The 21,473-nt window shown below is 66.1% G+C and carries 19 protein-coding genes; 12 read left to right on the forward strand and 7 right to left on the reverse strand.

Annotated features, from left to right (window positions below; translation table 11 throughout):
• Positions 1-9: 9 nt before the first annotated feature.
• The 3 genes from AC1DX2_RS08690 to AC1DX2_RS08700 all read right to left on the reverse strand — a co-directional run bounded on the left by AC1DX2_RS08690 (position 10) and on the right by AC1DX2_RS08700 (position 3,549).
• Entirely contained in the window at positions 10-2,118 is a 2,109-nt protein-coding gene (locus AC1DX2_RS08690) for a PAS-domain containing protein (RefSeq protein ID WP_477195936.1), read from the reverse strand.
• A gap of 29 nt (positions 2,119-2,147) precedes the next feature.
• Positions 2,148-2,603, reverse strand: a complete 456-nt coding sequence (locus tag AC1DX2_RS08695) for a CBS domain-containing protein (RefSeq protein WP_477195937.1) — start codon at positions 2,601-2,603, stop codon at positions 2,148-2,150.
• A gap of 118 nt (positions 2,604-2,721) precedes the next feature.
• Positions 2,722-3,549 carry an IclR family transcriptional regulator gene (locus AC1DX2_RS08700; protein WP_477195938.1) on the reverse strand — a complete coding sequence of 276 codons (828 nt, stop codon included), beginning with the start codon at positions 3,547-3,549 and terminating at the stop codon, positions 2,722-2,724.
• A gap of 206 nt (positions 3,550-3,755) precedes the next feature.
• On the opposite strand from AC1DX2_RS08700, the gene AC1DX2_RS08705 reads away from it, so the two are divergent.
• The 5 genes from AC1DX2_RS08705 (at position 3,756) to AC1DX2_RS08725 (ending at position 10,176) form a co-directional block, all read left to right on the forward strand.
• The gene (locus tag AC1DX2_RS08705) at positions 3,756-6,194 is read left to right on the forward strand and encodes a DUF6351 family protein (protein WP_477195939.1); all 2,439 of its coding nucleotides are present in this window, start codon (positions 3,756-3,758) and stop codon (positions 6,192-6,194) included.
• 17 nt (positions 6,195-6,211) lie between these two features.
• On the forward strand, positions 6,212-7,225 hold the full coding sequence (locus AC1DX2_RS08710) for a tripartite tricarboxylate transporter substrate binding protein (RefSeq protein ID WP_477195940.1): 1,014 nt from the start codon (positions 6,212-6,214) through the stop codon (positions 7,223-7,225).
• A gap of 436 nt (positions 7,226-7,661) precedes the next feature.
• Positions 7,662-8,972 carry an O-acetylhomoserine aminocarboxypropyltransferase gene (locus AC1DX2_RS08715; RefSeq protein ID WP_477195941.1) on the forward strand — a complete coding sequence of 437 codons (1,311 nt, stop codon included), beginning with the start codon at positions 7,662-7,664 and terminating at the stop codon, positions 8,970-8,972.
• 3 nt (positions 8,973-8,975) lie between these two features.
• Positions 8,976-9,785 carry an alpha/beta fold hydrolase gene (locus AC1DX2_RS08720; RefSeq protein WP_477195942.1) on the forward strand — a complete coding sequence of 270 codons (810 nt, stop codon included), beginning with the start codon at positions 8,976-8,978 and terminating at the stop codon, positions 9,783-9,785.
• 40 nt (positions 9,786-9,825) lie between these two features.
• Complete coding sequence (locus AC1DX2_RS08725; protein ID WP_477195943.1) at positions 9,826-10,176, forward strand: Mpo1-like protein; 351 nt, start codon at positions 9,826-9,828, stop codon at positions 10,174-10,176.
• A gap of 30 nt (positions 10,177-10,206) precedes the next feature.
• Here the strand turns inward: AC1DX2_RS08725 and AC1DX2_RS08730 are convergent, their stop codons facing one another.
• Genes AC1DX2_RS08730 through AC1DX2_RS08740 form a run of 3 tightly spaced genes read right to left on the reverse strand, consistent with a single transcriptional unit; the run spans position 10,207 to position 12,277 of the window.
• Positions 10,207-10,608, reverse strand: a complete 402-nt coding sequence (locus tag AC1DX2_RS08730) for a hypothetical protein (protein ID WP_477195944.1) — start codon at positions 10,606-10,608, stop codon at positions 10,207-10,209.
• Positions 10,609-10,646: 38 nt separating this feature from the next.
• Positions 10,647-11,066, reverse strand: coding sequence for a response regulator (locus tag AC1DX2_RS08735; RefSeq protein ID WP_477195945.1), 420 nt, complete (start codon positions 11,064-11,066; stop codon positions 10,647-10,649).
• Complete coding sequence (locus tag AC1DX2_RS08740) at positions 11,063-12,277, reverse strand: YihY family inner membrane protein (protein ID WP_477195946.1); 1,215 nt, start codon at positions 12,275-12,277, stop codon at positions 11,063-11,065. Before AC1DX2_RS08740 ends, AC1DX2_RS08735 begins: the two co-directional genes overlap by 4 nt.
• 21 nt (positions 12,278-12,298) lie before the next feature.
• Here AC1DX2_RS08740 and AC1DX2_RS08745 point away from each other — a divergent pair, with 21 nt between their 5' ends.
• The gene (locus AC1DX2_RS08745; RefSeq protein ID WP_477195947.1) at positions 12,299-12,688 is read left to right on the forward strand and encodes a DUF2069 domain-containing protein; all 390 of its coding nucleotides are present in this window, start codon (positions 12,299-12,301) and stop codon (positions 12,686-12,688) included.
• Complete coding sequence (locus AC1DX2_RS08750; RefSeq protein WP_477195948.1) at positions 12,685-14,127, forward strand: FAD-binding oxidoreductase; 1,443 nt, start codon at positions 12,685-12,687, stop codon at positions 14,125-14,127. The genes AC1DX2_RS08745 and AC1DX2_RS08750 overlap by 4 nt, the downstream gene beginning before the upstream one ends.
• A gap of 24 nt (positions 14,128-14,151) precedes the next feature.
• On the opposite strand, the gene AC1DX2_RS08755 is transcribed toward AC1DX2_RS08750, so the two are convergent.
• On the reverse strand, positions 14,152-14,907 hold the full coding sequence (locus AC1DX2_RS08755; RefSeq protein WP_477195949.1) for a substrate-binding periplasmic protein: 756 nt from the start codon (positions 14,905-14,907) through the stop codon (positions 14,152-14,154).
• Positions 14,908-15,092: 185 nt separating this feature from the next.
• On the opposite strand from AC1DX2_RS08755, the gene AC1DX2_RS08760 reads away from it, so the two are divergent.
• Genes AC1DX2_RS08760 through AC1DX2_RS08780 form a run of 5 tightly spaced genes read left to right on the forward strand, consistent with a single transcriptional unit; the run spans position 15,093 to position 21,346 of the window.
• On the forward strand, positions 15,093-15,923 hold the full coding sequence (locus AC1DX2_RS08760; protein ID WP_477195950.1) for a thymidylate synthase: 831 nt from the start codon (positions 15,093-15,095) through the stop codon (positions 15,921-15,923).
• Positions 15,920-16,804 (forward strand): DMT family transporter, encoded by an 885-nt coding sequence (locus AC1DX2_RS08765; protein ID WP_477195951.1) that lies wholly within the window; start codon positions 15,920-15,922, stop codon positions 16,802-16,804. The genes AC1DX2_RS08760 and AC1DX2_RS08765 overlap by 4 nt, the downstream gene beginning before the upstream one ends.
• A gap of 7 nt (positions 16,805-16,811) precedes the next feature.
• The gene (locus tag AC1DX2_RS08770) at positions 16,812-17,306 is read left to right on the forward strand and encodes a dihydrofolate reductase (RefSeq protein ID WP_477195952.1); all 495 of its coding nucleotides are present in this window, start codon (positions 16,812-16,814) and stop codon (positions 17,304-17,306) included.
• 1 nt (position 17,307) lies between these two features.
• Entirely contained in the window at positions 17,308-17,901 is a 594-nt protein-coding gene (locus AC1DX2_RS08775) for a DUF4337 domain-containing protein (RefSeq protein ID WP_477195953.1), read from the forward strand.
• A 16-nt stretch (positions 17,902-17,917) separates the two neighbouring features.
• A complete protein-coding gene (locus AC1DX2_RS08780; protein WP_477195954.1) occupies positions 17,918-21,346 on the forward strand; it encodes a PAS domain S-box protein in 3,429 nt (1,142 codons plus the stop codon).
• Positions 21,347-21,473 lie beyond the last annotated feature (127 nt).

Genomic DNA, 21,473 nt, shown 5'->3' on the forward strand with positions numbered 1-21,473 from the left:
GGCTTGGCCTCAATCCTCGGTGGGTTCTTCGTCCGCCAGTGAAACGCTGGGCGCCACCAACGGCAACCGCAAGGTGAAGCGGCTGCCCTGCCCCACGGTGGAGGTCACCTCCAGCGTGCCGCCCAGCACCTTGCACACCAGGTTGTCGACAATGGTCATGCCCAGCCCGGTGCCGCCGCGGCCTATCTTGGTGCTGAAGAAGGGTTGGAACATCTGGGCCAGCAACTCCGGCGCCATGCCGACGCCGTTGTCGGCCACGGCCAGCATGACATGCGTATCGTCAGCGTGGGCGCCGAGCGTCAGCACGCCGTCCTGCCGGCCTTCGAAGGCATGCAGGTAGGCGTTGTTGACCAGGTTGATGACCACCTGCCCCAGCGGACCCGGATAGCTGTCCAGCGTGATGCCCGGTGGCACATTCAGCACCACCTGGTGCGGCTGGCGCCGCAGGCTGGGCGCCAACGTGTCCAGCACCTCGCCCACCACTGCGGCGAGGTCGAACTGGCGGCGTTGCTCGCTGGCCTGGTCGACCGCCACCTGCTTAAAGTTGCGCATCAGCACCACCGCGCGGTGCAGGTTGCGCTGCATCAGCTCGCTGCCCTCACCGAACATCGCCAGCAGCGTGACCAGGTCGCTGCGCTTGATCTGGCTGGTCTGCAGCAGGTCCTGGAAGCGCCGCACATGGTCGGTCAGTGTGGTGGCCGTCATCAGGCTGTTGCCCAGCGGTGTGGCCAGCTCGTGCGACACGCTGGCCACCAGCGTGCCCATCCTGGCCTTGGCCTCGCTGCGGGCCAGCTCCTCCTGCGAGCGGTGCAGCGTCTGGCGGGCGGCGGCGAGTTGGGCCGAGCGCTCGTCCACCCGCTGCTCCAGCGTCTCGTTGAGTTCGCGTATGCGCGCCTCAGCCTCCTTGCGTTCGGTGATGTCGAGGTGGGTGCCCGCCACCCATTCGGGACGGCCGTCCGGCGTGCGCGACAGCAGTTGGCCATGCGCGGCCACCCAGACCCAGCCGCCGCCCTTGTGGCGCATGCGGAATTCGCTGGCGTAATAGGCGGTTTCGCCGGCGAAATGCTGCCGCATCTGCGCCATCACGCGCTCGATGTCGTCCGGGTGGCACAACGCCGTCCAGGTGTGCTCGCCCACAGGCTGCAACTCAGCCAGGCTGTGGCCGGTGATCTCGGCCCAGCGCTCGTTGTACAGGCGCTCGTCGGTCTGCACATTCCATTCCCAGGTGCCGGCGTTGGTGCCTTGCAGCACGTTGAGCAGGTGCTGGCGCTCACGCTGCAAAGCCTCGCCGGCGCGCTTGCGCTCGCTGACGTCCAGGTAGGTGGTGACAAAGCCGCCGTCCGGCGTCGGCACGCCGGCCAGTTCCAGTGTGGTGCCGGTGTCCGGACGCACGCGCTCGAAGCGATGCGTTTCCTGGCGCTGCGCAGCCTCCAGCCGCACGCGCACCTGGTGTTCCACATCGCCAGGCCCGTATTCGCCGCGCTCGGCGTTGTAGCGTATGAAGGCTTCGAACGGCGTGCCGGGCACGCCCAACGACTGCGGAAAGCCCAACAAGTCCAGGTAGCGCTGGTTGCACAGCTCCAACTGCAAGCTGGCATTGAAGTAGCTGATGCCCTGGTCCATGTGGTCCACCACCACCTGCAGCAGGTCGGCCTTGTGGCGCAACTCCTGTGTGCGCTGCGCCACCCGCTGCTCCAGTCCGGACTTCAGTTCGCGCAGCGCCGCTTCGCGCTGGCGCGCCAGCGTGACGTCGGTGTAGGTGGTGACCATGCCGCCGCCAGCCAGCGGCGTGCCGCGCACTTCGATGACGCGGCCATCGGGCCGCACGCGCTCGAATTGGTGGGGTAAAAACTGGCGCGACAGGGCCAAGCGCTCGCGCACCTGCTGCTCGGGGTCGCCGGGACCGTATTCGCCACTGTGCGCGTTGTGCCGCAGCGCCTGCTCCATGGTGGCGCCAGGCTGGCACAGGGCATCGGGGAAGTTCAGCATCTGCTGAAAGCGCTGGTTGGCGGCCACCAGCACCAGGTCACGGTCAAAAACCGTCAGACCCACCTCCAACTGGCTCAAGCCCTCCAGCAGCAACACCAGGCCGGCACCCGAATCTTGGCCCGACGACACCGGGCTTGCGGAAGGCTGGGGCGGCAAGCTCACCCCTGGTTGACGCCGTCCTCTTCAGGCCAGTCGCGGATGTAGGCTTTCAGCATCTTGTTCTCGAAGTTCTGGCTGTCCACCACGGCCTTGGCGACGTCGTAGAAGCTGATCACACCCATCAGCATGCGCTTGTCCATCACCGGCATGTAGCGGGCATGGCGGTCCAGCATCATGCGGCGCACCTCGTCCAGTTCGGTTTCGGCGGTGCAGGTCAGCGGAGCGTCGTCCATGGCGCTGCGGACCAACGTGGTGCCGATCTGGCCGCCGTTCTTCACCACGGTCTGTATCACCTCGCGGAAGGTCAGCATGCCCACCAGGTCGCCGTGCTCCATGATGACTAGCGAACCCATGTCCTTTTCGGCCATGATGGCTACCGCATGCGCCAACGGCTGGTCCGGCGAGGCGGTGTACAAGGTATTGCCCTTGACGCGCAATATGTCGCTGACTTTCATGGCGGTCTCCTCAACTGCTGAGGCCAACTATAGCCTGAAACCGCTCGCGCGGTATGGCGGAAAACACCTTGTGACACTGTGTGCGGCCAGCGCCACCGCACCTTGGGCCGTGCCTGCCCTATTCTTGCCAGTCGGCCGCGCGCAGCGCGTCCACGATGGTGCGCGCGGTGCTCACCAGCAGCGGCCCCACTTCCTGATGCAGGAAGGACCCTTGCAAATGGGCCGAGGGACCGCCCACCGTCAGCCCGAACAGCAGGCGGCCGTCGCCCACGTCCACCGGCGCGCCGGCGGCCGAGATGTCGGACTCCCACTCGCACTCGGAGGTGACGAAACCCACCGCGTCGTACTGAGCCTGCACCTGCGCCAGCCGCTCGCGCATGGCCGGCCAAGCTGTGGGGCTTTCCGCTTCGGCGCGGCGCAGCAACGCTTCGCGCTCAGGCAGCGCCATCACCGCCAACACCGCGCGGCCCATGGCGGTGCGCACCGCCGGCATGCGCGCGCCCACGTCCAGCCCCAAGGTCAAGCGTGCACGGCTGCGGCAGTGCGCCACGTAGACCATGTTGAGCTCATGGCGCACCCCCAGCGACACCGCCGCCTGGCACTGGTCGGCCAGCACCTGCATGTAGGGACGGGCCACCCGACCGACCTCGAAGTTGCTCAGCACCGAGAAACCCAGCCCCAGCACCGCCAGGCTGAGGGCATATTCGCCGGCCTCGCTGCGGTGCCGCAGGTACCCCAGGCTGACCAGCGTGAAGGCCAGCCGCGACACCGTGGCCGCCGGCAGCCCGGTGCGTTTCACGATCTCGCGGTGCGACAGCCAGCGGTCGTCCGGACGGAACACCCGCAGCATGGCCAGCCCCCGGGCCAACGCCTCGACAAAGCGCGGATCCTTGTCGCTGCCGCTGTCGTTGCCCGCCGGCAACTCACTGCTTCGCTTGCGTCCCATGGCATGGACCTTTGGAAATATTCTGATGTGCGGAATATTATGTGGCAACCGCACGCCAAGCAGGCTGCTTTTCAAGCCCCCTTCGCGTCAAAACCTAGTGACTTACCCTAGTCGCGGTTTACGCAGCGCGGCAGCCTACCTACACTGGCCTGGCATCTCAAAAATATATTCCGTTTAACGGAATAACAACATCCCGAGGAGACACTATGCGCCTTTCACAGAGAGTTGGCCGCGCCGCCGGTGCGGCGTTCGCCTTGCTGGTCGCGGTCGGTCTGTCCGCCTGCGGCGACAGCAACAGCAGCCCGCCGCTGCCACTGCTGAGCATCAAAACCTTGTCCAACCGGGCCGACCTGGTCAGCGACGGTGACGCGATGGTCGAAATCGTGCTGCCCACCGGGGCCAGCGCCACCGGCCTGCGGGTGGACGTGGACGGCGTGGATGTCACGTCCGCTTTCGCCCAGCGGTCCGATGGGCGCATCACCGGTCTGGTGACCGGGCTGAAGGTGGGTGCCAATGTGCTGTCCGCAGTGACGGGCTTCACGTCGGCCGCCAAGCTGACCATCACCAACGCCAACCGCGGCGGGTCGGTCTATTCGGGCGCGCAGATCGTGCCCTACTTCTGCGCCACACCGGTGCCGCAGGGCGCCACCGCCACTTCACCAGCCACCAACGGCAGCGGTCTGAGCACCACTGCCACCGACGCCAGGTGCAACATCGCCACCGAGTACAAGCTGTACTACAAGACCACGGCGGCGGGATGTTCGTTTGCGCTGCCCGATCCGGTGCTGAACGCCAGCTACACCGCCACCGCACCGGCCACCACCGCCACGCCGCCGGCCAACCCCTGCTTCAAGCCCTATACCGTGGGCGTGACGCCAACCGACCTGGCCAGCACCACCACGGACAGCGGGGCAACGGTGCCCTACATCGTCCGCGTGGAGCGCGGCACCATCAACCGCGGCATCTACGACATCGCGGTGCTGTTTGACCCGACCAAGCCCTGGACCCCCGTGGCCCCGCAGGCGCAGTGGAACGGCAAGCTGCTGTACACCTTCGGCGCCAGCACCGGCCAGCCGCGCCGCCAGGTGCGCCCGGCCACCGCCTGGACCGACGACCGCTCACTGTCGCGCGGCTACATGGTGGCCGTCAACAGCATGACCGACTCGCTGAAGAACTCCAACCGCGTGCTGATGACCGAAACGCTGATGATGATGAAGGAGCACATCTTCGACAGCTACGGTCCGATCAAGTTCACCATGGGCAGCGGCTGTTCAGGCGGCTCCATCGCCTCCAACATGACGGCCTCCATCGCCCCGGGGCTGCTGGACGGCATCACGGTGTCCTGCACCTACCCCGACTCCGAAACCGTGACCATGGAAGTGTCCGACTGCGTGACCCTGGTCGAGGCCTACCAGAAGCCCGCCTGGCTGGCCCTGCAGGCCGGTGTGTCGCAAGCCCAGATCAACGCCAAGAAGGCCGCCATCAACGGCCACATGGACCAATCGGCCTGCCATGGCTGGTACAACAGCTTTGGCTCCAACGGCAAGGCCGGCAACTACTTCCAGCGCACCGTGCCGCCGGCCAACAACGACACCGGCGTCATCGTGCAGTCCACCACCTCGGTCAACAACTGCGAACTGCCTGCCTCCATGGTGTACGACCCGGTGAGCAACCCCGGCGGCGCGCGCTGCAATGCCTGGTCCTGGGCTGAATCCATCTGGGGCAAGGTGGCCGGCCAGGCCGCTGCCAAGGACACGCGTGACAACACCGGCGTGCAGTACGGGCTGAAAGCCTTGCAGGCCGGCATCATCACCGGCGAGGAGTTCGTGACGCTGAACGAAATTGCCGGCGGCACCGATGCCGACACCAACCCCACGACCACGCGCAGCGTGGCCAATGCCGATGCGCTGGCCATCGCCTACCGTGCCGGCATCGTGCTGAGCACCAAGCAGCTGGCCAAGACCGCCATCATCGACATGCGGGGTTATGACGATTCGGTGATCGACGTGCCGCCGGGCTTTGGCAGCACGCCAGCCGCCTCGCTGCAAGGCGTGGCACTGTTCGGCATCCATCACCAGTGGCGCAGCTTCTCGATCCGCGACCGCATGGACCGCGACGCCGGCGGGCACGGCAACCAGGTGATGTGGCGCTTCGGGCGCAGCGGCTTCTCGGCCCCTGCCGCGCTGGCCAATGATGCCTTCCTGCAGATGGACAGCTGGCTCACCAAGCTGAAGGCCGACACCTCCAGCACCGCGCTGGCGCAAAAGGTCATCAACGCCCGGCCCGCCGGCACCTCTGACTACTGCCTGCTGAGCAGCGACGCCACCCAGTCCGTCAAGGTGACCGACCAGGCCCAGTGCAATGCCGACAAGTACCTGGCCGTGCACCAGTCGCCGCGCCAGGTGGCCGGCGGCGCACGCACCGAGGACGCACTGAAATGCCAGTTGAAACCCCTGGACACGAGCGAGTACAGTGGACGCCTGTCGCCCGCGCAGGTCACGCGGCTGCAGGCGGTGTTCCCGGGCGGCGTGTGCGACTGGAGCAAGCCCGGCGTGGGCCAGCAGGATTCCGTCAGCCCGCTGACGTTTGCTGCCGGCCCCGGTGGCCAGCCCCTGCCGCCCGAGCCGGTGTCGGTGGCCAAATGAAACGAGGAGATCAACGCATGAAAGAGCAAGAGTCCACATCCAACCCGGCCAGCGGCGGGCTGTCGCGGCGCGAGCTGCTGGGCGCCGCGGCCGGCTCAGCGCTGCTGGCGGCAGTGCCAGCGCGCGCGCAGACCACCGCCTTCCCCAGCAAGGCGATCACGCTGATCGTGCCCTGGCCGGCCGGTGGCTCCACCGACCGGCATTTGCGCACGCTGGCCGAGATCGCCGGGCGCCAGCTGGGCCAGACCATCGTGGTCGAGAACAAGCCCGGCGGCGGCGGCACGCTGGGGCCGGGCACCATGGCACAGACCGCCAAGCCCGACGGCTACACCATCGCCCAGTACCCCATGGGCATGCTGCGTCTGCCGCACATGCAAAAGGTGGCCTGGGACCCGTTGAAGGATTTCAGCTTCATTTTGGGCATCTCTGGCTACACCTTCGGCTTCACGGTGAAGGCCGATTCGCCTTACAAGACCTTCAACGACTACATCGAGGCGGCGCGCAAGCAGCCTGGCAAGATCGACTACGGCTCCACCGGCATCGGCACCTCGCCGCACCTGCTGATGGAGGAAGTGGCCGGCAACGCCAAGGTGACGCTGAACCACATCCCCTTCAAGGGCAATGCCGACCTGCAGCAGGCGCTGCTGGGTGGCCACGTGATGGCACAGAGCGACGCCACCGGTTGGGACAAGTTCGTCGACACCGGCCAGATGCGCCTGCTGGCCACCTTCGGCGACAAGCGCACGCGGCGCTGGCCGCAGGTGCCGACGGTGCAGGAGCTGGGCTACGGCGTGGTGTCCACCTCGCCCTATGGGCTGGTCGGCCCCAAGGGCATGGACCCGGCCGTGGTGAAGACGCTGCACGACGCCTTCAAGAAGGCCATGGACGACCCCAAGCATCTGGAGCTGCTGGACCAACTGAACCAGGACATGTGGTACCGCAGCGGCCCGGACTACGCCAAGTGGGCCGCCGAGACCTTTGCGCGCGACAAGCTGCTGATCGAGCGGTTGGGGTTGGCGGCCAAAGGCTGAGCGCTTCGCTGCCGGCTAATCCTTGGGGCGCTCGTTGCGCCCTTTTCTTTAGCCCGCCAAAGTGCCTGCCGCTCTGTTGCGGTGCCAGTGACTTGGTTTGTCGGCTACCGACGCCGCTGGTGCGCGTGGCTACGCGGATGTCCCCCGGCCCTGCGGCCCTCCTCCTTGATTCCGCTACGCCACACGCCCCAGCGACATCGGGTCAATTGACATTCGCAACACTGAAACGCCGAACGCCATCCACGCTGGCAAGATCGGGGCGTGGTGGCGTTCAGCGCAGCGGCATCAAGGAGGATGCCCGCAGGGCTGGGGGACAGCCGCGGAGCTGAGCGCCGCAGCAGCCTGATCCCGCAAACCACGCGTCCGCACCATGATCAACGTCTGCCTCACAGGTAGCTGACAATAGCGGTTCGACCGAAGAAAGAGGACACACCCCATGCCCGGCTATTCCGACCCCGGCTTCGACACACTGGCGCTGCACGCCGGCGCCGCGCCCGATCCGGCCACCGGCGCGCGCGCCGTGCCCATTCACCTGAGCACGTCGTTCGTGTTCGAGTCCAGCGACCACGCTGCAGCGCTGTTCAACCTGGAGCGCGCCGGCCATGTGTACTCGCGCATCAGCAACCCCACCAACGCCGTGCTGGAACAGCGCGTGTCCGCGCTGGAGGGCGGCATTGGCGCCATCACCACCGCCAGCGGCCAGGCGGCGCTGCACCTGAGCGTGGCCACGCTGATGGGCGCCGGTGGCCACATCGTGGCCAGCACGGCGCTGTATGGCGGCTCGCAGAACCTGCTGCACTACACGATGCGCCGCTTCGGCATCGAGACCACCTTCGTCAAGCCGGGCGACATGGACGGCTGGCGCGCCGCCATTCGCCCCAACACCCGGCTGCTGTTTGGCGAGAGCGTGGGCAACCCCGGCCTGGACGTGCTGGACGTGCCAGCGGTGGCGCAAATCGCCCACGAAGCCGGTGTGCCGCTGCTGGTGGATTCCACGCTCACCACGCCCTGGCTGATGAAACCGCTGGAGCTGGGCGCCGACCTGGTCTACCACTCGGCCACCAAGTTCTTGAGCGGCCATGGCACGGTGATTGGCGGCATCGTGGTGGATGGCGGCAGCTTCGACTGGGAGCGCGCCTGTGCCCAGAGCGGCAAGTTCGGCGAACTGGCGCAGGCCTACGACGGATTCCACAACATGGTGTTCACCGAAGAGTCCACAGTAGGCGCCTTCCTGCTGCGTGCACGGCGTGAAGGCCTGCGCGATTTTGGCGCCTGCATGAGCCCGCACTCGGCCTGGTTGATCTTGCAGGGCGTGGAGACGCTGTCGCTGCGGATGGAAAGGCACATGCGCAACACCGAAAAGGTGGTGCAGTTCCTGGCCGGGCATGAGTTCGTCAGCCGCGTCGGCCACCCGCTGCTGGAGAGCCACCCCAGCCACAAGCTGGCACAAAAGCTGCTGCCGCGCGGTGCCGGGTCGGTGTTCAGCTTCGACATCAAGGGCCAACGCGAGCAGGGCAAGAAGTTCATCGAAGCGCTGAAGGTGTTCAGCCACCTGGCCAATGTGGGCGACTGCCGCAGCCTGGTGATCCACCCGGCCAGCACCACGCACTTCCGCATGAGCGACGAGGCGCTGGCGGCCGGCGGCATCACCCAGGGCACGATACGGCTGTCCATCGGCCTGGAAGACGCCGATGATCTGATCGACGACCTGAAGCGCGCGCTGAAGGCCGCGGAAAAGGGAGCCTGAGCCATGTACATCACCGTCAACGGCCAAGACACCTATTGCTACACCGGCGGCAAGCTTTTCGATGCTGCCAAGCCCACCGTGGTCTTCATCCACGGCGTGCTGCACGACCACAGCGTGTGGGGTCTGCAAAGCCGCTACCTGGCCAACCACGGCTGGAACGTGCTGGCGCTGGACCTGCCGGGCCACTGCAAGAGCGCCGGCGAGCCGCCCGCCACGGTGGAGGCGGCGGCAGACTTTGTCATCGCGCTGCTGCGCGCGCAAGGGCTGAAACGCGCGGCACTGGTGGGCCACAGCTTCGGCTCGCTGGTCGCGTTGGAGGCTGCTGCCCGCGCGCCCGAGCTGGTCAGCCAGCTGGTGTTGGTGGGCACGGCCTTCCCGATGAAGGTGTCGCCCGCGCTGCTGGACGCATCGCTGAACCAGCCGGAAAAGGCGCTGCACATGGTCAACGTGTTTTCACGCGCCACGCTGGCACCGCCGCCTTCGTCACTGGGCCCGGGCACCTGGGTTTATGGCGCGTCGCTGGCGCTGGGCCGGCGCGTGCTGGCCAGCAACACCAAGGTCAATCTGTTTCATACCGGCTTCAAGGCCTGCGACAGCTATGCCAACGGCGAGGCGGCGATGGCCAAGGTGCAGTGCCCTACCCTCTTTGCGCTGGGTGGCGCCGACCAGATGACCACGCCGAAAGCCGCGCAAAGCCTGGTGGCCAAGGCAGCCAACGCCAAAGTGGTCATGCTGCCCAGTGGCCACCACCAGATGAACGAGGCGCCCGAGCAGATGCTGCAGGCGCTGAAGGACTTCCTGAAGCCCGGCTGAACAGGCAAAATGGCCCCAAAGCACAGCAGGAGACCGCCTCATGAACACCGCCACCAGCAGCGAAGCCACCGTCATCGCCGCGCCCAACCCCAAGGCGATGAAGAGCTTTGCCGAGTTCTACCCGTTTTACCTGACCGAACACAGCAACCTGACCTGTCGGCGCCTGCACTTCGCCGGCTCCACGCTGTCGCTGGCCTGCGTCGCGATGATCTTTGTCACAGGTAACCTGCTGTGGTTACCGGTCGCGCTGATGTGCGGTTACGGCTTTGCCTGGGTGGGGCACTTCGGTTTCGAGAAGAACAAGCCGGCCTCGTTCAAGCGGCCGCTGTACAGCTTCATGGGTGACTGGGTGATGTACAAGGACATCTGGAGCGGCAAGGTCAAGATCTGACATCTGAGTCAGGTAGCCCATGGACCGCCGTCATCGCCCTTCCAGAGCCTTGCCAGACGCGTCGATAGAAAAATAGACCACTGAGTTGCCGTACTGCGTCAAGCCGGGCTCGCCAGAAACCAACATCCGGTACCGGGTGTTGACGCGCAGCGGACTCGGGGCCGTCACGACTGATGCACCTTCCACGGGCTCGCCATAGGTCAGCATTTCAACACGCACGCTGCTGCGTCGAAGCCTCCAAACAATGACCCAGTCATTGCCACTTGCATTCTCTTGGACGACGACTTCCTCGACCTTAACCTGAATAGGCTTTGCCGGGTCGGTAAGCGCATGAAACCGGAAGTGAATCGACTCGCCAAGCTGACCGGAAGCCGTGATCCCAAAGCCGGTGGAGCAAGCCGTCAGTGCCGAGACGGCGGTCAAGATCAGCAAACAACTAACCCATGGCTGAAAGGCTCTCAATCCGGTTTTCACAGACCCGTACCATCGCTCAATGGCGGCAACTGCAAGCTCAACGCCTTCAGCAGGCGTTGCTCCAGCAGCGCCAGCGTGAACGGCTTGACGATGAAGTCCGTCACGCCACCGGCAATGGCGTCCTTCACCTGGCCGGAGGTGTTTTCGCCGGTGATCATGATGAAGGGCAAGCCCATCAGCTTGGGGTGGGCGCGCACCTTCTCCAGCAACTCGCGGCCCGACATCTTGGGCATGTTCCAGTCGCACAGCACGACGTCAAACGAGCGCGCGTGCAGCATGGCCCAGGCTTCCTCGCCGTTGCGGGCCAACTCGACTTCGGTGTAGCCCATGGCGGTCAGCAACCGGCGCACGATGTTGCGCATCTCCTCCATGTCCTCCACCACCAGCAGCCGGACGGCGTTGGCACTCTGACTCACAATACCTCCCTCAATGTGATGGCCTGCCATTTTTCACCGCCCCACAACGCGCGCGTGGTTTCCTCCTGCGGCAGAAGCAACTGGGCCATCAGCGGCGCCAGGCGGCAGTTGTCGGGGTCGACCAGCAGAATATAACGGGCTTCGCGCCCGGGCTCTGTCTCAGCCACCTGCGCCACCCAGTCCAGCTGGGCCAGGGCTTCGAGCACGGGCTCCAGCTGTGGCGCCTCCACCTGCAGGCGCTCCACCAAGGCCATCATGCCCAAGCCCTTGGTGTCTGTGGTGCTGGCCCGGTCCAGCTCGCGCAGCAATTCCAGCGCCAGCTGAAACTGCCAGCCGTAGGCGCTGGCCCGGCGCGCCACGCCGGCCAGCAGGCTGGGCAGGTAGGCCGCCACCACCGCGCCCAGCAGCACGATGACCCAGGCCACATAGATCCACACCAGCAGGATGGGCACGATGGCAAAGGCGCCATACACCATGGAATAGGTGGGCATTGCGCCCAGGTACAAGGTCAGCAGCCGCTTGGCCACCTCGATGCCGGCGGCGACGAACAGGCCACCGGTCCAGGCGTGGCCCCACTTGACCACGGTGTTGGGCACGTAGTGGTACAGCGCCGACATGCCGCCGGCCAGCAGCAGGAATTCCAGCAGGTCCCAGAACACGCGCAGCGAGCCCGGCATGGCGCCCACCAGGCCGCGCGAGGCGCTGACCAGGTAGGTGGTCATGGTCAGGCTGGCGGCCAGCAGCAGCGGCCCCAGCGTGATGGCGGCCCAGTAGATGATGACCCGCTGGCCGAAGGAGCGCAGCCGGCGCACGCGCCAGATGTTGTTCAGCGTGCGGTCTATGGTGAAGATCAGCGCCGTGGCGGTGGCCAGCAGGAACACCCCACCAAAGAGGCCCAGCTTGCTGGCCTTGCTGGAAAACTGCGTCAGGTAGCCCAGCACCTGGCGCGAGATGTCGGCCGGGATCAGGCTGTCTACCAGCCACTTCTGCAGCACCGCCTGAAAGGTGGAAAACACCGGAAAGGCGGTGAACACGGCCAGCGCCACCGTCAGCACCGGCACCAGCGCGATGGTGGTGGTGAAGGTCAGGCTGCTGGCCGTCAGGCCCAGGCGGTCTTCGCGAAAGCGCTCGCGCAGCACCTCAATGGTGCTGCGCCAGGGAAAACGCGACAAATCCCTGAGCCAGAGATGGAAACGCTGCATGGATGGCATGGCCGCTATGATGCCATCGAGATGAAGCCCCCTCTGAATACCGTTGACCTCACCCGCACCCTGGCCGTCAGCAGCCTGCTGGGCCTGATCGCCCTCAGCCTGGGCTGGGAGCTGTTCTGGGCACCGCTGCGCCCGGGCGGCTCCTGGCTGGCGCTGAAAGCCCTGCCGCTGTGCATTCCGCTGGCCGGACTGCTGAAGCACCGCATGTACACCTACCGCTGGGTCAGCCTGATGGTGTGGCTGTACTTCACCGAAGGCGTGGTGCGTGGCTACAGCGACAAGCCGCCCGGCAACTACCTGGGCCTGGTGGAAGTGCTGCTGTGCCTGCTGCTGTTCATTGCCTGCGCACTGCATGTGCGGCTGCGCCTGGCCGCGCCGCGTGCCACCCCGCCGGAGCCAAGCACACCATGATGCACCACCTGCTGGATTCGTTGCGCCACGTGGTCGGCGCCGCCCACGTGTTCACCGAGGGCGATCTCAGCGCCTGGGAGCAGGACTGGCGCCAGCGCGCCCAGGGCAAGGCCCTGGCCGTGGTGCAACCGGCCAGCACCGACGAGGTGGCCCAGGTGGTGACGCTGTGCGCCGCCTACCGCGCGGCGCATCCCGATTCGCAACTGGCCCTGGTGCCGCAGGGCGGCAACACCAGCCTGAACGGCGGCTCGGTGCCTGACACCAGCGGGCGCCAGATCGTGCTCAGCCTCAAGCGCATGAACGCCGTGCGCGAGCTCGACGTCGCCAACCTGACGATGACGGCCGAGGCCGGCTGCATCCTGCAAAACCTGCAGGAAACCGCCGCCAATGCCGACCTGCTGTTCCCCTTGAGCCTGGCCGCCGAGGGCTCGTGCACGCTGGGCGGCAACCTGGGCACCAATGCCGGCGGCACCCAGGTGGTGCGGTATGGCAACGCGCGCGACCTGTGCCTGGGGCTAGAGGTGGTGACACCACAGGGCGAGGTCTGGCACGGCCTGACCGGCCTGCGCAAGGACAACACCGGCTATGACCTGCGCGACCTGCTGGTGGGCAGCGAAGGCACGCTGGGCATCATCACCGCCGCCACCCTGAAGCTGTACCCGCTGCCGGCCGCGCAACTCACCGCCTGGGCCGTGGTGCCGTCGCTGGAAGCGGCGGTGCAGCTGCTGGCACTGGCGCACCAGCACCTGGGCCCGGGGCTGACCGGCTTTGAGGTGATGGAGCAGTTTGCCCTGAGCCTGGTGGCCAGGCACTTCCCGGCCATGCGCCAGCCCTTCACAGCCCAGATGGACGCGCCCTGGCATGTGCTGCTGGAGAATTCCGACCATGAGTCGGAAGCGCATGCACGCACGCGCTTCGAGCACCTGATGGAGCTGGCCCTGGAGGCCGGCTGCGTGGTGGACGCCGTGGTGGCCGAAAGCCTGACGCAGGCACGCCAGCTGTGGCATGTGCGCGAGAGCATCCCGCTGGCGCAGGTGAAGGAAGGCCCCAACATCAAGCACGACATCTCGGTGCCGATCTCACGCGTGGTGGCCTTCGTGCAAGAAACCGATGCCGCCCTGCAGGCGCTGGTGCCGGGCGTGCGCATGGTCAATTTCGGCCACCTGGGTGACGGCAACCTGCACTACAACGTGCAGGCGCCGGTGGACATGCCAGCCGCAGACTTCATGGCGCAGCACGAGGCGTCGGTGAACCGCCTGGTGTATGACGCCGTCACCCGCCACAGCGGCTCGATCTCGGCCGAGCACGGCATAGGCGCCTTCAAGCGCGACTACCTGCCCGACTACAAGCCGGCGGTGGCGCTGGACATGATGCGCGCCGTCAAGCGTGCGCTGGACCCGCAAGGCCTGCTGAACCCGGGTCGGGTGGTGGCGCTGTGAGCAAAACGTCCGCCGGTTGGCCCGTTACAAGCCATACTTGAATTTCAGGGCCACCACCTCGGCGCGCTCGGTCTGCAGGAACTGATCAAACCGCTGGATGATGTCCGGGTGGCGTATGCTGGACAAGTGGTACTGGCTGTTCACCTGGGGCATCAAGCTCAAGTCGGGCACCAATGCTCCGGGTTTGCTCATGCCCTTCAAGTGGTACTGCGCCACCTGCTGGGCCAGGTTCACACCGTCCACGCGGCCCAGCAGGGCCATGTCCACCAGATTCTTCGGGCCAGGCGCCTCTTGCAGGCTCAACCTGCCCGCCGAAATGTCTGGCAGAAATTTCCAGGCCGTGAAGCCATGCACGATGCCCAGCGACCGCAACTTGCGGCCCGCATGGTCGGGCAACACCATCACCGCGTCCTGGAACGTGACCGCCGGCTGCGAGTACACCACCGCCTTGCCCTGCTTGGCCACGGCATCCCAGCGTGGATTGTCCGGGAACATGAAGTCCACCTGGCCGGCCACGAATTCGCCTACCAACCGCTTGACGGGGCGCACCTGGTACACCAAGCGAATGCCACTGCGCCTGGCAAACAAATCCAGCAGCTCGCGGGCATAGCCGCTGTATCGCCCCGCGGGGTCGGTGGCATAGATCGGGTAGTAGTCCAGATCCTGCACCCCCACCACATAGGCAGCAGCCTGGTCCTTGGCCGCCACGGCGCAGACGGGCAGCGCCAACAGCAGCAGCGCAATGGCGCGCGCCATAGGGCGCGCTGTCCAACAAGTCATGAAATACTCTGTTCTCTTGGGCGGTGCTCTGACGCACCACCTCACCAACGATAGGGCGATTTTGCCAATGATTTGGCTGCGTGAGTGGTTTCCGGTTTATATGGGCGACAAACGTGCCGGCCAGCCCAGGCAAAATGCGGCGAAAATGCGCGCAAGCCCCCTCTTTTGACCATCGCTACCCGCCCATGACCCGCCCCACGCGCTCCCAATACGAAGATTTCATGCGCCATGTCAATGAGCATGGCGTGGCCAAGAGCGACCGCACCGGCACCGGCACCAAGAGCGTGTTTGGCCACCAGATGCGGTTTGACCTGAACGAGGGGTTTCCGCTGGTCACCACCAAGAAGGTGCACCTGCGCTCCATCATCCAGGAACTGCTGTGGTTCCTGACCGGATCAAGCAACAACAACTGGCTGAAAGAGCGCGGCGTCAGCATCTGGGACGAATGGGCCCGCCCCGATGGCGACCTGGGCCCGGTCTATGGCGTGCAATGGCGCAGCTGGCCCACACCCGATGGCGGCCACATCGACCAGATCGCCCAGGTCATACAAACCCTGAAGAGCAACCCGGACTCGCGCCGCATCATCGTCAGCGCCTGGAACGTGGCTGAGTTGGACAAGATGGCGCTGATGCCTTGTCACGCCTTCTTCCAGTTCTACGTCGCACCGGCGCAGGCGGCGGGCGGCCGCGGCAAGTTGTCTTGCCAGCTGTACCAGCGCAGCGCCGATATCTTCCTGGGCGTGCCGTTCAACATCGCCAGCTACGCGTTGCTGACGCACATGGTCGCCCAGCAGTGCGATCTGGACGTCGGCGACTTCATCTGGACCGGCGGCGACTGCCACATCTACAGCAACCACCAGGAACAGGTGGACCTGCAGCTCAGCCGCGCACCGCTGCCCTACCCCACACTGCACATCAAGCGCCGCCCGCCTTCGATACTCGATTACGCGTTTGAGGATTTCGAGGTGCTGGACTACCAAAGCCATGCCGCCATCAAAGCACCGGTTGCCGTGTGATCTCACGCCGCCAGCTTTGGGGCCTGGTCGCGCTCACGCTGATGTGGGGCGTCAATTGGCCGATGATGAAGCTGTCGCTGCGCGAACTGTCGCCGCTGTATTTCCGCGCGCTGACCATGACCGGTGGTGCGCTGTGGCTGTACCTGTTTTACCGCGCGCGCGGTGTGCGCCTGGCACCGGTCGGCAAGGAATGGCTGGCCATAGGCTCGCTGGGCCTGCCCAACATGCTGGCCTGGCATGCGGCGGCGGTCATGGGGGTGCAACAGCTCGCCTCCGGCCGGGCCGCCATCCTGGGCTTCACCATGCCGATCTGGGCGGTGCTGATCAGCATCCTGTTCCTGGGCGAACGTCTGACGCGGCGGGTCGCATTTGCCGTCACGGCCGTGGCCATCAGCGTGGGCCTGCTGATCTCGCACGAGATCACTGCCCTGTCGGGTCGGCCGGTGGGCATCCTGTGGATGCAGTTCGCCGCGCTGAGCTGGGCCATCGGCACGCTGATGATGCGCCGTGCCCGGTTGACATTGTCCATGGAGGCCCTGACCGTGTGGATGATGATCTTCACCAGCGCCTGCCTGTGGCTGCTGGCATTCAGCTTCGAGGCCTGGCCGCGGTGGCAGTTTTCAAGCCCCATGTGGCTCAGCCTGGTGTATGCGGTGGTGGTCAACTACGGCTTTGCGCAGATCATCTGGTTCGGCCTGGCACGCAACCTGCCGGCTGCCACCAGCGGCATCAGCGTGATGGCGGTGCCGCTGGTGGGTACGCTGAGCGCCACGCTGATCGTCGGCGAATGGCCGCACTGGGAGGACTTTGTGGCCATCGCCTTCGTCATGGCGGCGATTGCGGCCGTGCTGGTGCCATCCCGTCAACCCGCAAAACCGTGACACTTCCATGAAACTGAACCTGATCTTCGCCCGCGACCGCAACGGCGTCATTGGCCGCGACAACGCCATGCCCTGGCATTTGCCGGAGGACATGGCGCATTTGAAGCGCACCACCATGGGCCACCCGGTCATCATGGGGCGCAAGACCTGGGATTCCATTCCGCCCAAGTTCCGGCCGTTGCAGGGCCGGCAGAACATCGTCATCACCCGCCAGGCCGATTGGGTGGCACCGGGCGCGTTGCGCGCCGGCACGCTGACAGAAGCCCTGGCGCTGTGCCCGCCAGATGCCACCGCCTGGGTATTGGGCGGGGCGCAAATCTACGCGCTGGCCGAGCCCCTGGCACATGGCGCTGTGGTGACCGAAATCGACGCCGAATTCGAGGGTGACGCGCATGCCCCACAATTCGGTCCACAGTGGACTGAAACCGCGCGCGAGCCGCACACGGCCGCCAACGGTTTAAAGTTCAGCTTCGTCACCTACACACGCCACTGGAGAGTTTGATATGTCAGGACACGGTTTTCATGTGCATGGGCCGCATGACCACGAAATGGAGCATGCCACGCAAGGCGGCCATGGCGACCATGGTGTTGCCGGCGCCATGATCAACCAGATCGCCCTGTTCACCGCCGTCATCGCCACCGTGGGTGCGATCTTCTCCTACATGGGCGGCGCCACGCAGGCCAATGCCGGGCTGTACAAGAACAACGCGGCCATCAAGAAGACCGAGGCCTCCAACCAGTGGAATTACTTCCAGGCCAAGAGCACCAAGCAGTCGCTGGCTGAACTGGCGCGCGACCTGGCGCCGGAGGACAAGAAGGCCGCCTACCAGGGCAAGGTGGACCGCTATGAGAAGGAAAAGAACGACATCAAGGTGGCCGCCGACAAGCTGGAAGCCGACGCCACCCAGTGGGACAAGCAAAGCGATGCGCAGATGCACCAACACCACCGCTGGGCCCAGGCCACCACGGTGCTGCAGGTGGCCATCGCGCTGGCGGCCATTGCATTGCTGACGAAGAAGAAGTGGCTGGAGTACGCCATGTTTGCAGTCGGCGTGGCCGGCATCGCGGTGGGCGCAGTGGCCGCTCTGCACCTGTAACGGCGGCGCACTCGCTATGCCCGGCGCGGACAAGCTCGCCATGCTGGGGCCGGCCCCCGAGTTGCCGGCCACCTCTGCCGACACCGCGGCGCTGGTGGAGACGGTGCGCCAGCTGCAGGCGCGCGAAAGCCACCTGCTGGGCCTGTTGGGATCGGCGCCGGACTCGGTGCTGGGCATGAACACCGAAGGCCTGGTCACCGACTGGAACCCGGGTGCCGAGCGCATCCTGGGCTGGACGCGTGAGGAGGCCCTGGGCCGGCGCATGTCCGAGCTCATCATCCCCATGGAGTACCGCGACGCCCATGAACAGGGCATGCGCCGCTACCTGCAGACCGGCGTGGCCCGGGTGCTGAACCGCATCATCGAGATCCAGGCGCTGCACAAGGACGGCCACGTGTTCCCGGTGGAGCTGTCGATCTGGCAGATCGCCGACGACCGCGGCAAGGGCTTTGGCGCCTTCGTCCGCGACGTGTCCGAGCGCCACAGCGCGCAGGAGTCGCTGCGTAATTCCGAGGAGCGCTACCGCTCGGTGGTGGAAAACCTGGGCGAAGGCATGCTGGTGGTGCAGGACGGCACCGTGATGTTCGCCAACGTCAAGGCCAGCGAAGTGCTGCGTGTGCCCAACGAGCGCCTGATCGGCGCCGACTACCTGCAATGGCTGCACCCGGAGGACCGCGAGATCACGCGCGACCGCCAGCGCCGCCGCCAGGACGGCGAGCAGGTGGTGGAGCGCTACGAACTGCGCTGGCTGAACGAGGACGGCAGCATGCGCTGGCTGGAGACCCATGCCACCCGTGCCACCTGGGAAGGCAAGCCCGCCACCATCTCCTTCTTTGCCGACATCGACGAGCGCCGCGCCATGATGGAAGCCATGCGCCGCTCCGAGGAGCGTTACCGCTCGGTGGTGGAGCACCTGGGCGAAGGCATGTTCGTGGCGCACAACAACCGCATCGTGTTCGCCAACCGGCAGGCCAGCGAGATCATGCGCGTGCCGCCCGACGACCTGCTGGGCGCCGACCCGGTGCAATGGATACACCCGGAAGACCGCGCCGCCGTGCTGGAGCTGCGCACCAAGCTGCGCACCCAGCAGCAGATCCAGGAGCGCTACGAGACCCGCCATGTGGGCCACGACGGCGTGGTGCGCTGGCTCAGCATACGGCCCACGCCGGTGGCCTGGGAAGGCAGCATGGCCACGCTGACCTTCCTGTCGGAAATCACCGAGCGCAAGGCCATGGTGGAGGCGCTGCAGCGCTCTGAAGAGCGCTACCGCGCCGTCATCGAGCATGTGGACTCGGGCATGGTGGTGCTGCAGGGCGAGCGGCTGGTGTATGCCAACCGGCGTGCCGCCGAGATCACCCGCATGGACGCAGAGGAGATCCTCAAGGTCGGTTACCGCCACCGCATCCATCCGGACGACCATGCCCTGGTTCAGGAGCGCGGCCGCCGCCGCCTGGCCGGCGAAGCGGTGCCCTCCCAGTACGAGATCCGCCTGCTGTTCGAGGACGGCAGCGTCACCTGGATTGAACTGGGCGTGTCCGTGGTGCCGTGGAACGGCGAGCCGGCCATCATCACCTTCTTCAGCGACATCACCGAACGCAAGCAGATGACGCTGGCGCTGCACCGCTCGGAAGAGCGTTACCGCGCCGTCATCGAGCACTCCGGCGAAGGCATGATGGTGGTGCAGGACGGCCAGTTCGTGTTCGTCAACGACCGCGCGGGCGAACTGGCGCAGGTCTCGCGCGAAGAGCTGATGCGCCACGGCTACCTGCACCGCGTGCACCCGGACGACCACGCCATGGTGGACGAGCGCCGCCGCCGGCGCCTGGCCGGCGAGGACGTGCCCAACCGCTACGAGGTGCGCCTGCTGCTGCCCAGCGGAGACGTGCGCTGGATAGACATCGGCGTGACCGTGGTGCCGTGGGACGGCGCGCCCGCCACGCTGACCTTCTTCTCCGACGTTACCGAACGCAAGCAGCTTGAAGAGAAACTGAAGGAGACGCTGGAAGAGCGCGAGACCATCCTGGAAAACACCCTGGTGGGCATCGCCTTCCTGAATGCCGATGGGCGGCTGCGCTGGGGCAACCGCGCCATCTTCGACATGTTCGGCGCCAACCCCGGCGACCAACGGCTGCAGTCCATTGAGCCGGTGTACCTGTCGCGCGAGCAATACCTGCAGGTGGGTGCCGAAGTGGGCCAGGCGCTGGCACGCGGCCGGACCTACCAGACCGAGCTGCAGATGCGCCGCCTCGACGGCGAGATGATCTGGGTGGCGCTGTCCGTCAAGGCGGTGAGCCTGCGCGACGTCACCCAGGGCGCTTTGTGCGTGCTGACCGACATCACCCAGCGGCGCGCGCTGGAGGAGACGCTGCAGCGCACCTCCTCCGAGCGCGAGGCCATTCTGAACAGCGCGCTGGTGGGCATTGTGCTGTCGGTGAACCGCCGCCACGACTGGGTCAACGAGAAGTTCGCCGAGATGGTGGGCTACCAGCGCGAGGAGCTGATCGGCCAATCCTCACGCATGATCCATGTGGACGACACCCAATGGGAGGCCTTGGGCGCGGTGACGCGCCAGGCGCTGCTGAGCACCGGCACCTACTCCACCGAGCGGCAGCTGAAGCGCCGCAACGGCGAGCTGTTCTGGGTGCAGATGGCCGGACGCTGCGTGCGCGGCAACGACCCCAGCTCGGGCGTGATCTGGACTTTCCTGGACATCACCCAGCGGCGCAAGGCCGAGCAGGACACGCGCGCCGCGCTGGAGCAGCAAAAGGAACTGAACGAGCTGCGCACCCGTTTCGTCGCCATGACCAGCCACGAGTTCCGCACGCCGCTGGCCACCATCCTGTCGTCGGCCGAGCTGCTGAAGTACTACGGCGACCGCCTGCCGGAGGCCGAGAAGGCCGACGTCATCAACACCATTGAAAACGGCGTGCACCGCATGACGCGCATGCTGGACCGCGTGCTGCTGCTGGGCAAGGCCGAGGCGCAGATGCTGGAGTTCCGCCCCGCGCCGGTCAACCTGGCGGCGCTGTGCCGCAGCCTGGTGGACGACGCCCGCACCCAGCAACCCGACAGCCGCTGCGAGGTGCTGACCGAGTTCAACGGCGTGCCCGAGAGCGCGCCGTTCGACGAAAAGCTGCTGCGCCACATCTTCAGCAACCTGCTGTCCAACGCCATCAAGTACTCGCCGCAGGGCGGTCAGGTGCGTTTTGCCATCTACCCGCAGGACGGGCAATGGGTGTTTGAGGTGGCCGACCAGGGCATAGGCATCCCGGCCGACGAGATACCGCACCTGTTCGAGTCCTTCCACCGCGCCAGCAATGTGGGCGACATCCAGGGCACCGGGCTGGGGCTGGCCATCGTCAAGAACTCTGTCGATCTGCATGGCGGCAGCATCTCCGTGACCAGCACTGCGGGCCAGGGGACTTGCTTCACCGTACGCATTTAGTGGCTGGCAGCTGATACCGCTGGGATGACAGGTCTCAGGCTGCCGACGCCGCTGGCGCGCGTGGCTACGCGGATGTCCCCCGGGCCTGCGGCCCTCCTCCTTGATTCCGCTCCGCCACACGCCCCAG

It is taken from the genome of Hylemonella sp. P2_B10 (genome assembly GCF_056404875.1).